Below are 13,048 nucleotides of genomic sequence, written 5' to 3'. Positions count from 1 at the left end.
ATTACCATTCTTAGTATTCGAGGCAAAGTTTACCATAGAATAGTTGAATGATAACTTAACGACATCAGCGTTATTCCTAATTAACACCACTCGTTCTGGGAATATTCTTAAGTTGAGTCGTCCTGTATGCCTGAATAAGCGCATACAGGATGCATATTTAACGTCGATGTAACAATTTATACAGCGCAGGAATAACCAGCATTGACAGCAATGGCGCAGTCACCATCCCGCCTATCATTGGCGCCGCGATGCGTTGCATCACCTCCGAGCCGCTGCCTCCCCCCCACATAATCGGCAGCAGCCCTGCCATGATGGTGGCAACAGTCATTACTTTCGGGCGAACGCGAAGCACAGCTCCTTCATGGATAGCACGCATAACCATTGCACTTCCGCCGTCAGGTTCCCGCAGACGGTACTTATCCAGCGCATGATTTAAATAGAGCACCATTATTACGCCAAATTCTGCCGCGACACCGGAAAGCGCGATAAATCCTACCGCCCCCGCCACCGACAGATTATATTCAAGCAGCCACAGCAACCACACGCCCCCAATAAGTGCAAACGGTAATGTCCCCATTATTATCAGGACATCTGAAACGCGTTTAAAGGTTAACCAAAGCAGTATAAATATAATCATGAGAGTCACTGGCAGGACTATTTTTAGCTTCGCCGTGGCCCGCTCAAGATATTCGAATTGTCCGGACCAGGAGAGAGACACGCCCTGCGGTAAAACAACCTGCTCCGCCACCCGCTTTTGCATTTCATCTACCGCTGACTTCAGATCTCGCCCGCGCAGGTCGACATAAATCCAGTTAGACAGTCGCGCATTTTCACTTTTCAACATTGGCGGGCCTTCCGTCACCACGATATCCGCCAGCTCGCCAAGCGCAATCTGGCTGCCGTTCGCGGCGATCACGGGTAAGACGCGCAGTTTATCCACATTATCACGAAGGTCTCGCGGGTAGCGCAGGTTGATGGGATAACGCTCACGCCCCTGAATGACTTCGCCAATGTTATCGCCACCCACTAAGGTAGAAACCATGCTTTGTAGTTCATCAACGGACACGCCGTATCGCGCAGCCTTTTGCCTGTCGATACGAATATCCACATAGCGCCCACCCGCCAGACGTTCCGCCAGGGCCGAAGTGACGCCTGGCACCTGCTTCACCACCTGTTCAATCTGCTGGGCGACCCGCTCGATATCCGCAATGTTATTGCCGTTCACCTTAATGCCTACCGGGCTTTTGATCCCGGTGGCCAACATATCCAGTCGGTTACGAATAGGGGGAACCCACACGTTAGCAATGCCGGGGACGGACACCGTTTTATCCAGCTCCTCGACCAGTTTTTGCGTTGTCATTCCCGGGCGCCACTGATCACGCGGCTTAAAGTGGATAGTCGTTTCCAGCATGGTGAGCGGCGCCGGATCGGTTGCCGATTCTGCCCTTCCGGCCTTACCAAATACGCTTTCCACTTCCGGTACGCTTTTAATCAGGCGATCTGTTTGCTGCAACAACCGCGAAGCCTCGCGGGCGGAAATGCCTGGCAGCGTGGATGGCATATACAGCAAATCCCCTTCATCCAGAGGTGGCATAAACTCACTTCCCAGGCGGCTTAACGGCCAGAGTGTCGCCACCAAAAGCGCAAACGCCAGCATCAGCGTGGTTTTCGGGAATGAAAGCACCTTATCCAACAAAGGTTCATACAGACGGATCAGCACCCGGTTGATGGGGTTGGCTTTTTCATCAGGGATTTGGCCGCGAATAAAATAGCCCATCAGCACCGGCACCAGGGTAATGCCAAGCCCTGCCGCCACCGCCATTGACCAGGTTTTGGTAAACGCCAGCGGGGAAAACATTCGCCCTTCCTGCGCCTCGAGCGAAAACACCGGAATGAACGACAAGGTGATGATAAGCAGGCTGCAAAACAGAGCCGGACCGACTTCCACGGCGGCGCGCTCCGCAAGGTGCCAGTAATCCCCGGACGACGGTGTTTTATCCGGGTTATCATGCCGCCATTGCTCCAGCACTTTGTGCATGTTTTCAATCATCACAATCGCGGCGTCGACCATCGCCCCGATAGCAATAGCGATCCCGCCAAGCGACATGATGTTCGCGTTGATCCCCTGATAGTGCATCACCACAAATGCACCCAGGATCCCCAACGGTAAAGAGACGATGGCCACCAGCGCCGAACGGAAATGGAATAAAAACAGCGCACATACCACTACCACGACCGCAAACTCTTCCAGCAGCTTATGTGTCAGCGTCTTAACCGACTCTTCAATCAGGGTTGAGCGGTCATAGACCGGGACAATTTCCACCCCTTCTGGCAACGTTTTCTGCAATTCACTGAGCTTTGCTTTCACTGCGTGAATGGTGTCCAGCGCATTCTGCCCATAGCGCATCACGACCACGCCACCGGCAACCTCGCCCTCACCATTTAGCTCTGCGACACCCCGGCGAATTTCCGGGCCAAATCCAATGGTCGCGACGTCTTTTAGCAGCACTGGCACCCCGTCCCGGCTGGCGATCACCACGTTGCGAAAATCATCCAGCGACCGCAAATAGCCGGTGGTGCGCACCATATACTCAGCCTCACCCATTTCCAGCAATGCGCCGCCACTCTCTTTGTTGGCCGCCTGCACTGCGCTGGAAAGCTGGCTATGCGTAATGTTCAGCGCACGCATCCTGGCGGGATCGGCCACAATCTGATACTGACGCACCATCCCGCCAATGCTGGCGACTTCCGACACGTTCGGCACGGTTTTAAGCTCAAACTTCAGCGTCCAGTCCTGAATAGCTCGCAGGTCTGCCAGGCTGTGTTTTCCGCTGCGATCGACAAGGGCGTACTCGTAAATCCAGCCCACTCCGGTGGCGTCTGGCCCCAGCGAGACTTTCACTCCCGCCGGAAATTGCGACTGCACCTGGCTTAAATACTCCAGCACGCGGGAGCGAGCCCAGTACAAGTCCGTGCCATCTTCAAACAGCACGTAGACATAGGCATCACCAAACATGGAAAAGCCGCGCACCGTTTTAGCCCCCGGCACAGAGAGCATCGATGTGGTCAGCGGCCAGGTCACCTGATCCTCTATCACCTGTGGCGCTTTGCCGGGATAGCTGGCTTTGACAATAACCTGCACATCAGAAAGATCGGGAAGCGCATCCAGCGGCGCACGTTGCACCGCCCACCAGCCCCACCCGGCCATAATCAGTGCCGCCAGGATCACCAGCAGCCGGTTACGTAATGAAGCACGAATCACCGCGGCAATCATTGGGTCACCTCCGGCATCACGCTGCGCAGATTCGCCTCTGAATCAATCAGGAACTGCCCTGAGGTGACAACGTCATCGCCCTCTTTCAGGCCTGATGTGATCTCCGTCCAGCCCTGGGTAGTCAACCCTGTTTTGACATTGACCGGGCGGAAATAGCCGTCCCCGGTAGCCAGCAGCAGGCGTGTGGATTCCCCGCTGTTGATGACCGCTTCTTCAGGTACAGCAAGCACTGGCGGGCGTTCTGCTGTCTGGGCGCGCGATACGCTGAGATACATCCCGGGTTTTAATTTCTGCCCGGCGTTGTTCAGCACGATGCGCGCTTTCAGCGTTCGCGTGGTGGTTTCCATCTGCGGGAGTAGTTCACTGACCGTGCCGTGGAATTGCTCACCCGGCCAGCTCTGCGTCGTGGCAACCACTTCAGTGCCCACGCTCAGGGACTGCGCCTGCGTTTGCGGGTAATCAATAACCAGCCACACTGGATCAAGACTGGCGATTTCAAACAGCGGCGCCGTGGCTGTAATTTGCGCGCCTTCACGCACATCCAGCTTAACGACATATCCTGCTTTCGCCGCCCTAAGCGTCAGCGTGGTTTGCGGTTTGCCGCTTCGTTCCAGCGCCCGGATCACCTCCTCTGGCATAAATTGCAGCGCCAGTCGCTCACGTGCGGCGCGGGTCAGCCCGGCATCGCCAAGCTGACGTACCGCCAGATATTCCTGTTGTGCGGTGGTCCATTGTGGGATCCACAGCTGCGTCAGCGCTTCACCGGCTTTCACCTGCTGCTGCGGGGCGTTGACATACAACCGTTTCACCACGCCGTTGGCGGGCGCTGAAACCACGGTCACTCCCCGTTCATCCGTTGATACCGTGGCGAAAGCGGAGAACGGGACATTCAGCTGGTGCAACTGGGCTTTCGTTGTCTTCATGCCCAGATTTTGTTGCTGCTGCGCGCTGATCCCAACGCCAGCCGCTGCCTTTTCCTCATCGGCATAGCGCGCTACCAGTTGCATATCCATAAAGGGGGATTTTCCAGGCTTATCAAAACGCTGGCCGGGCATCATGGGATCGTACCAGTAAAGTACTTTACGCTCAGTGGGTTGCGGCTGCGCCTCAGGTTGATGAGACTGCTTTTGCCCCACAAAATAGCCGCCCCCGGCTGCCACTAACACCGCAATCGCGACTGCGGTTAAGGTCGTTGTTTTCATTTTGCCAGCTCCTGTGGGATCAGCCATTGGATCGCCGCCCAGTTACGCGCCATCTCACGCTCCGCCTGATTCGCCGCGAGCTCCGTATCCAGCACGCTACGGCGTGCTTCCAGTAACGCAGGTAGTTCGGACTGTCCCGAACGATACTGCGCCGTCAGCACATCCAGCCGTTGCCGTTGTAACGGGAGGATCTCCTCACTCTGACGCTGCCATAAGGTTTGTGCCGCCTGATACTGCGCCACCAGCGACTGCACCTGCGCGATATGCTCACGTTTAATCAGCGTGAGCTGGTCTACGGCCTGCATCGACCGGGAGACATCCGCGGCATAATCTTTGTCCTGCCTTTTGGACTGGAAAATCGGCAAATCAACGCTGAACATCACCCCAGCCATATCGTCATAGCCTTCCGCGCGATGGGCGTAGAACACCTCAACATCCACGTCAGGTATGGCGGCAATGGCCGATTGCGCGGAGCGGGCTTTCGCGGTGTCGGCCTCCCGGCGGGCGGCTTCCACTTCCGGGTGCTGCACTATTCCCTCCTCCAGTGTTTTTTCATCGGCGGGAAGCCGCTGGTAACGCGGCAAAGGCCCGCTCACATCGGTGATGGTTTGCCCCGTCAGCTGAAACAGACGGCTTTGCGCCAGTTGCACATCACGCTGAGCAAGCGTCTCTTTATCGCGCATTGCGCTCAGAGTCATTTGCAGCGCCAGTACGCTGTCTGGCGTAGAACTGCCCGCCCCCACGCTTGCCTTTTGCACACCACGCTGACGCCCGGTTTCACTGACCAGCGCTTTCGCTTTTTTCAGCGCCTGCTGCGTTAACGCCAGTTCGAGCCAGGCCTGGGCGGTATCGCGCTGAAGCGCTGCGCGAATAGCCTCTCCTTTGGCCAGCACGCCTCGCGCCTGTGCCTGGAAGGTTTGCGCTTTACGTTCACGTTTTTCGGAACTGACATAGCTCTGCATGATGCCAATTTTTTGCATGGTCATGCCTTCACGCGTCAGACGCCTGTCGTTGTTCCCCTGCACCGGTACGTTTTCAATTCCAAACTTCAGTTTGGGGTCGGGTAGTTGAGTCGCGGAATCCGCCATCGCATCCAGCGCCTGTGCTTCATTACGGCTGGCAGATAACTCCGCGGAATAGCGTTGCGCTTCGGTCAGGGTTTGGTCGAGCGTCCACGGCTCCGCCTGTACGGCGGAGCTGATTAACCCGAACATCACCCCACCGAGCCACAGGCCCAGTGTGTGTTGTTTCATGAAGTCCTCGCTTAGCGCTGTGGCGTCAGCGAGACGATCTGGAATCCGTCGCCTGAACGTTCAAGGATGAACGTCACCCGGTCGCCGGGTTTCGCGCCATTGAGCGCAGCACCGGATGACAAGGTGAAGGGCATCGTCATGGCAGGCCATTTCAGTTCAGGAATGGCGTCATGTTCGAGAGTGACGGACTGTGCAGAAAACGCCTGAACAACGCCATGGCCTTGCCAGCGTTGTGCAGCCGGAGTGGACACCTCATTCGCCTGGACGGCAAAAGAAGAAAAAGAGACGGACGCGCCAAGCAGCGCGGAAAGGAATAAAGCACGCATGATAAAGCTCCTGTTAAACGTAAATTAAAATAAAATCAACGAATTAACAGGTTTTTCATTCTCTGAACCGGCAAAACCGAATGGTTGCCGGTGGCCCCACTGCGGGCGGGGTGACTGACCAGGCAGACTGACGTACAACCGTGCAATCTGGCGTATTCAGGGTAAGGGTCATGGCGGCAGGTAGTGCCACCAGTTGAGGCTGAGCGGGATCTTTTGGCGCCTGATCGGGCACACAGTGCTTTTCGCACAGCGGCGAGACATCAGCAGTATGAACAGGGCCAGGTTTAGCCATCATATCCATATGCTGAATTGCCGCGACGTTACCCCGAAGGTCGATAGAACAATCGTGAGAGGCAACAGCAACCTGACTCTGGATCAACAGCCAGCCAAAGGCTATCAAAAACATCAGCAGATGTTTTTTGAAAAAGCGCAGGCGATAAGTCCAGCTGGCGTGCATATCGGCGTCATCAGGTTGAAAAAAGTGCTCAGAGTATATGCAGGGTAAAGAAGGAATAGAAAGTGCTTTTAATGAGATTTACGTTCTTTATCAACCCCCTGATAAATAGCCTCAAATACATTAACACTTCAATATCATTTCCATGACATATAATAATGATGCAATGAGTCAATATCGCCACGATGCAAATGTTAGGGCAATGGCAAAATATCGTTACTCTCTCCTTTAGTAGTATATTTATTGATTTTAATCAGCAATGGCAGACCATTAATTCGGCACATTTCATCCTTCTTTTTTATTGATTATTTGTGCTCTCGGGCAGCAGGGATACAGGGGAAACCATGCTTACGTTTATCGAGCTCCTTATCGGAGTCGTTGTCATTGTCGGTGTAGCCCGCTACATCATTAAAGGCTACTCAGCCACAGGGGTTTTATTTGTCGGCGGCCTGACGCTGCTCATTGTTAGCGCCTTAATGGGCCATAAAGTCTTACCCGCCAGCGAAACCAGCACGGGTTATACCGCGACCGACATTGTCGAATACATCAAAATCCTGCTCATGAGCCGTGGCGGCGACCTGGGTATGATGATCATGATGCTGTGCGGTTTTGCAGCATTTATGACCCACATCGGCGCGAATGATATGGTCGTTAAGCTGGCATCCCGACCGTTGAAATTCATCAACTCCCCTTACCTGCTGATGATCGCCGCGTATTTTCTGGCCTGCCTGATGTCACTGGCCGTCTCTTCTGCCACCGGTCTTGGCGTGCTGTTAATGGCAACACTGTTCCCTATCATGGTCAACGTGGGGATCAGCCGTGGCGCAGCGGCCGCTATTTGCGCCTCTCCGGCAGCCATTATTCTTTCGCCAACTTCCGGTGATGTGGTGCTGGCTGCGAAAGCCGCCGAAATGTCGCTGATCGATTTTGCGTTTAAAACCACGCTGCCTATCTCGATTGCCGCCATTATCGCCATGGCGATTGCTCACTTTTTCTGGCAGCGCTATCTCGACAAAAAAGAGAACATCAGCCACGAAATGCTGGATGTGGCTGAAATCACCACGACCGCGCCAACCTTCTACGCCATCCTGCCTTTTACACCGATTATTGGCGTGCTGATTTTTGACGGCAAATGGGGCCCACAGCTGCATATCATTACGATCCTGGTGATCTGTATTCTGCTGGCGGCGGTGCTGGAATTTGTACGTGGCTTCAATACACAGAAAGTGTTTTCCGGGCTGGAAGTGGCCTACCGCGGTATGGCGGATGCCTTTGCAGGCGTAGTAATGCTGCTGGTTGCCGCTGGCGTATTTGCCCAGGGGCTGAGCACCATCGGCTTTATCCAGAGCCTGATCTCCATTGCAACCTCCTTCGGCTCAGCAAGCATTATCCTGATGCTGGTGCTGGTGGTCCTGACCATGCTGGCCGCGATGACCACCGGTTCCGGTAATGCGCCGTTCTACGCCTTTGTTGAGATGATCCCTAAACTGGCGCACTCCTCCGGAATCAACCCGGCGTATCTGTCCATTCCGATGTTGCAGGCGTCCAACCTGGGCCGCACCATTTCCCCGGTTTCCGGTGTGGTGGTTGCGGTTGCCGGGATGGCAAAAATATCGCCGTTTGAAGTGGTGAAACGGACCTCTGTTCCCGTCCTTGTTGGCCTGATCGTGGTCATCATTGCCACCGAAGTGCTGGTACCAGGCACGGCGGTGGGATAAGTTCTTCCCCCGCAAAAAAGCGCCTGCGGGCGCTTTTTGTGCTTTAATAACTTCCAGAAATAATCCGTTTTCAATCATTCAGGAATTCAAATGTTCAGGAAGGATATTGTTTTTCCGTCTGGCGCTCTGGCGCTTGCACTCTGCGTTTTCTCCACACAGGCTGAGCCTCTTAAGGCAACACAGTACGGGGATTTCGATCGCTACGTTCTGGCGCTCTCCTGGCAAACCGGGTTTTGTCAGAGCATGGTCGAGCGCAACCGTAACGAACCGGACGAGTGTCGCCTGCAAAAAGAGAGCAAGACCAAAACCGATTTCCTGACCGTGCACGGTCTGTGGCCGGGCCTGCCAAAATCCATTGCCTCGCGCGGAGTGGATGAACGCCGCTGGATGCGTTATGGCTGCGCCACGCGCCCAATTCCCAACATGCCGGAAGTAAAAGCCAGCCGTAAATGTTCCGCCGCCGAAACCGGGTTATCCCTGTCGGGGGCAGCTAAGCTCAATAGCGTGATGCCGGGAGCTGGCGGTAATTCTTGTCTTGAGCGCTACGAATATGCCAAACATGGCGTCTGCTTTGGCTTCGACCCCGACGCCTATTTCGGCACCATGGTGCGGATGAACCAGGAAGTGAAAAGCAGCCCGCTGGGGCAATTTCTGTCGGATAACTACGGTAAGACCGTTAACCGTAGCAATTTTGATGATGCCGTCGGCAAGGGCTGGGGGAAAGAGAGTATCAAAGCCGTCAAACTGACCTGCAACGGTAATCCGGCCTATCTCACCGAAATACAGCTCTCGCTGAACGCCGGCACCATCAATGCGCCTCTCTCTGCATCATCCTTTGCGCCGCAGCCTCACCCGGGCAACTGTGGCAAACAGTTCGTTATCGATAAAGTCGGCTACTGATCTTCTACCGGGCGGACATTCGCCCGGTATTTCATTGATTTCCGTTATATGACGATAAACGTCACACTTCCGCGCACCTGCTTCATTTCTCCAGCTATTGCATCATTTATCCGATAAACACCGGTCAAACCTCACCGCCATAATCGGATCGACATCAACTGGAGGAATTTCACATGGCTAAAAAACTGATTGCATTGTGCGCGTGCCCAATGGGACTGGCACATACCTTTATGGCCGCTCAGGCACTGGAAGAAGCCGCGGTAGAAGCGGGTTATGAAGTCAAAATTGAAACCCAGGGCGCGGACGGTATTCAGAATCGCTTAACGGCGCAAGATATTGCCGAAGCCGACATCATCATCCATGCCATCGCTATCACCCCGGAAGATAACGAACGTTTTGAAACGCGCGATGTTTACGAAATCACGCTTCAGGATGCCATCAAAAATGCGCCAGGCACCCTGAAAGAGATCGAAGAGCTGATTGCCGCAGAACAATAATAATCTTCACACTCAGGGGTTTTCGTCATGGCAATTAAAAAACGCAGTGCGGTTCGCCCGGAAAATCATGAAGGCGGTACACTCGCCATCAAATCAACGCCCACGGTAACAGGCAATACCTTCTGGAAAGAACTTCCACAGCACATTATGTCGGGAATTTCCCGCATGGTGCCAACGCTGATTATGGGCGGGGTGATCCTCGCCATTTCACAACTTATCGCCTATGTCTGGCTGGAAATCCCGCCGGATACCGGCATTATGGATGCGCTGAACTCAGGCAAATTCACCGGTTTTAACCTCTCCGTATTAAAATTCGGGTATCTGACAGAATCGTTCGGCGGGCTGCTGTTTAGTTTTGCGATCCCGATGTTCTCGGCGTTTGTCGCTAACTCTATCGGCGGTAAGCTGGCCTTCCCGGCCGGGTTTATTGGTGGCCTGGTCGCCACCCAGCCAACGCTGGTATTGAACTTTGATCCTGAAAAACTCACCTGGCTTGCCACCAAACCCGTGCCGTCCACCTTTATTGGTGCGCTGATTATTGCGATTGCGGCAGGCTATCTGGTGAAATGGCTGAACACCCGTATTAATGTGCCGCAGTATCTGCTGGCATTCAAAAGTACCTTCCTGATCCCTATTCTGTCCGCGCTGTTCGTGATGCTGGCGATGTACTACGTCATCACCCCAATTGGCGGCTGGTTAAATGCCGGAATGCGCGCTCTGCTGCTCGCCGCAGGCCAGGCAGGTTCGATGATGTATGCCATTGGCATGGCCGCCGCAACCGCCATTGACCTCGGCGGGCCAATCAACAAGGCGGCCGGTTTTGTCGGCCTGGGGTTAACTACCGATCACGTGCTGCCGATTACCTCACGCGCCGTGGCCATCGTCATCCCACCGATTGGCCTGGGTCTGGCTACGCTTATCGACCACCGACTGACCGGCAAACGTCTGTTCAGCCCGCAGCTCTATCCGCAAGGGAAAACCGCCATGTTCCTCGCATTTATGGGGATCAGCGAAGGGGCAATTCCGTTCCTGCTGGAAAACCCGCTCGCTACGCTGCCTGCTTACATGACGGGTGCTATCGCCGGGGCAATGACTGCGACTGCACTCGGTGCCGTTCAGTGGTTCCCGGAATCCGCCATCTGGGCGTGGCCGCTGGTCACGAATCTGGGCGCCTACATGCTCAGCATCCTGGTGGGGGCCGTTATTACTGCCCTGCTGGTAGTGGCTATCCGCAATAACATGCATAAGCGCGGAAAACTCGCCATCGATACGCTGTAACGGAGTTAACGAGATGGATTTACTGACAAGGCTTCGCGACTGCCTGGCAGCAGAAAAACTGGATGGCGTGCTGATCTCCTCGCGTCAGAACAAACAGCCTCATCTGGGCATTTCAACCGGGTCAGGTTACGTGCTGGTAACGCGAACGAGTGCGCATATCCTTACGGATTTTCGCTACTACAACGATATCGCATCGCGTACGGCGGGCTACCAGATGCATCTGATCGATGCCGCTAACCCGTTTAGCATCACGATAAATCGTCTTATTGCCGATGAACACCTCGCCAGAATCGGCTTCGAAGGCGATCACGTCAGCTGGCACACGGGCTGCCAGTGGCGAGATGCGCTTAATGCGACGCTTTGCAGTATCTCCCTCGACGATTTGCGGCAAATAAAAAGCGCGGAAGAAATCACGCATATCCGTGCGGCGTGCCGGATTGCCGACAGCGCCGCGCAACATATCCGGCGCTTTATCCAGCCGGGAATGCGCGAGCGCGACGTTGCCGCCGAGCTGGAGTGGTTTATGAAACAACAGGGGGCGGATAAACCCTCTTTCGACACCATCGTTGCCAGCGGGGCACGCGGCGCGTTACCGCACGGGAAAGCATCGGACAAAGTGCTGATGGCCGGAGAGTTTGTCACCCTCGATTTTGGCGCCCAACACCAGGGATATTGCTCGGATATGACGAGGACGTTCCTTGTCGCCGGTCTAAACCAGAGTCCAGAGGATCATCCGCTTTATGCCCTCTACCAGACCGTGCTGGAGGCACAACTCGCCGCAATCCATGCGATTCGCCCGGGCGTTCCCTGCTATCAGATTGATAGCGCGGCACGCTCGGTCATCGAGCGCGCCGGTTATGGCCCGCAGTTTGGTCACAATACCGGGCACGCCATCGGCATAGATGTCCATGAAAACCCGCGCTTCTCCCCAACCGATATCACACTCCTGCGGCCCGGCATGTTGCTGACCGTCGAACCCGGCATCTATCTTGAAGGGCTTGGCGGTGTACGCATTGAGGATGTAGTACTGGTGACCGAAACGGGCGCAGAGGTGCTCTACACCATGGACAAAACACTGATGCTGACGGGGGAACACTGATGGACAGAGAATTACTGCGCGCGTTAAGCGAAGCCGATGCCATTGCCGCCTCAGAGCAGGAGGTGCGCAACATCCTGATCGCACAAGCGCATAAGTACCACAAAGAGGTGCAGTTTGACGGCCTGGGTTCTGTCCTGATTCGCGTTAACCAGAGCGACGGGCCGAAGGTGATGATTTGCGCCCATATGGATGAAGTCGGTTTTATGGTGCGCAGCATATCCCGGGAAGGGGCTATTGATGTTCTGCCAATTGGCAATGTGCGCATGATGGCGCGCACACTTCAGCCGGTACGGATCACCACGCGCGCTGGCGTCAAAATCCCTGGACTGCTGGATGGGGATGTGAAAGGCAGTTCGGTCGAAAACCTGCGCGTCGATATTGGCGCAACCTCCGCGGAAGAGGTATTTGCCTGTGGTATTGATGCCGGCGACTCAGTCACCTTTGATACGCCTTTTCACCTCCTTCCCCACAACCGGGTGATGGGCAAAGCCTTCGATGACCGTCTGGGCTGTTACTTGTTAATGACTCTTCTGCGCGAACTGCACCGGGCCCCGCTCGACTGTGAGCTCTGGCTGGTAGCAAGTTCCAGTGAGGAGGTGGGCTTGCGCGGCGGGCAGACTGCTACCCGGGCCGTTCATCCCGATATCGCGCTGGTGCTCGATACCGCCTGCTGGTCAAAAAACTTCGATTATGGCAACGCAAATCACCGCCAGATTGGCGCAGGGCCGATGCTGGTGCTGTATGACAAGACGCTTATTGCGCCGCCAAAACTGACGGCGTTCATTGAAAAGGTGGCGCGTCCCTTAGGGATCCCGTTGCAAAAAGATATGTTCAGCAACGGAGGAACCGACGGCGGTGCGGTACACCTGTCCGGCACTGGCGTGCCGACCGTGGTGCTGGGCCCCCCAACCCGACATGGACATTGCGCGGCATCCATTGCCGATGAAAAAGACATAGACCACACCCATCAATTGCTTGTCGCGCTGGCGGCATGTATGAACCGTGAGACCGTGGCTCATCTGACGGATTTCAGATGCTGATCTCACG

Annotated in this window: 11 protein-coding genes; 6 read left to right on the top strand and 5 right to left on the bottom strand. The window is 55.1% G+C overall.

What is annotated here, in order from left to right; all coding sequences use genetic code 11:
- Positions 1 to 157 precede the first annotated feature (157 nt).
- Genes F3J30_RS11860 through F3J30_RS11840 form a run of 5 tightly spaced genes read right to left on the bottom strand, consistent with a single transcriptional unit; the run spans position 158 to position 6,512 of the window.
- The gene (locus tag F3J30_RS11860) at positions 158 to 3,274 is read right to left on the bottom strand and encodes an efflux RND transporter permease subunit (protein ID WP_166717379.1); all 3,117 of its coding nucleotides are present in this window, start codon (positions 3,272 to 3,274) and stop codon (positions 158 to 160) included.
- Entirely contained in the window at positions 3,271 to 4,476 is a 1,206-nt protein-coding gene (locus F3J30_RS11855) for an efflux RND transporter periplasmic adaptor subunit (protein WP_166717378.1), read from the bottom strand. Before F3J30_RS11855 ends, F3J30_RS11860 begins: the two co-directional genes overlap by 4 nt.
- Positions 4,473 to 5,729 (bottom strand): TolC family protein, encoded by a 1,257-nt coding sequence (locus F3J30_RS11850; protein ID WP_014069313.1) that lies wholly within the window; start codon positions 5,727 to 5,729, stop codon positions 4,473 to 4,475. Before F3J30_RS11850 ends, F3J30_RS11855 begins: the two co-directional genes overlap by 4 nt.
- An 11-nt stretch (positions 5,730 to 5,740) precedes the next feature.
- A complete protein-coding gene (locus F3J30_RS11845; protein ID WP_166717377.1) occupies positions 5,741 to 6,055 on the bottom strand; it encodes a copper-binding protein in 315 nt (104 codons plus the stop codon).
- A gap of 55 nt (positions 6,056 to 6,110) precedes the next feature.
- A complete protein-coding gene (locus F3J30_RS11840) occupies positions 6,111 to 6,512 on the bottom strand; it encodes a hypothetical protein (RefSeq protein WP_014069311.1) in 402 nt (133 codons plus the stop codon).
- 341 nt (positions 6,513 to 6,853) lie between these two features.
- Here F3J30_RS11840 and dcuC point away from each other — a divergent pair, with 341 nt between their 5' ends.
- The 6 genes from dcuC (at position 6,854) to ypdE (ending at position 13,041) form a co-directional block, all read left to right on the top strand.
- Positions 6,854 to 8,227: an anaerobic C4-dicarboxylate transporter DcuC gene (gene dcuC / locus F3J30_RS11835; protein WP_014069310.1), complete on the top strand. Its 1,374-nt coding sequence runs from the start codon at positions 6,854 to 6,856 to the stop codon at positions 8,225 to 8,227.
- A gap of 90 nt (positions 8,228 to 8,317) precedes the next feature.
- The gene (gene rna, locus F3J30_RS11830) at positions 8,318 to 9,127 is read left to right on the top strand and encodes a ribonuclease I (protein ID WP_166717376.1); all 810 of its coding nucleotides are present in this window, start codon (positions 8,318 to 8,320) and stop codon (positions 9,125 to 9,127) included.
- 173 nt (positions 9,128 to 9,300) lie between these two features.
- On the top strand, positions 9,301 to 9,624 hold the full coding sequence (locus tag F3J30_RS11825; protein WP_014069308.1) for a fructose PTS transporter subunit IIB: 324 nt from the start codon (positions 9,301 to 9,303) through the stop codon (positions 9,622 to 9,624).
- Positions 9,625 to 9,651: 27 nt separating this feature from the next.
- Complete coding sequence (locus tag F3J30_RS11820; protein WP_014069307.1) at positions 9,652 to 10,902, top strand: PTS fructose transporter subunit IIC; 1,251 nt, start codon at positions 9,652 to 9,654, stop codon at positions 10,900 to 10,902.
- Between the two features lie 13 nt (positions 10,903 to 10,915).
- The gene (ypdF, locus tag F3J30_RS11815; protein WP_166717375.1) at positions 10,916 to 12,001 is read left to right on the top strand and encodes an aminopeptidase; all 1,086 of its coding nucleotides are present in this window, start codon (positions 10,916 to 10,918) and stop codon (positions 11,999 to 12,001) included.
- Positions 12,001 to 13,041, top strand: a complete 1,041-nt coding sequence (gene ypdE, locus F3J30_RS11810) for an aminopeptidase (RefSeq protein ID WP_166717374.1) — start codon at positions 12,001 to 12,003, stop codon at positions 13,039 to 13,041. Before ypdF ends, ypdE begins: the two co-directional genes overlap by 1 nt.
- The last annotated feature ends 7 nt before the right edge of the window (positions 13,042 to 13,048 follow it).

The organism is Enterobacter sp. Tr-810 (genome assembly GCF_011752765.1).
Lineage (GTDB): Bacteria > Pseudomonadota > Gammaproteobacteria > Enterobacterales > Enterobacteriaceae > Enterobacter > Enterobacter soli.
Note: the sequence above shows the minus strand (reverse complement) of the source record. Positions and strands in the feature narration are given on the sequence as shown.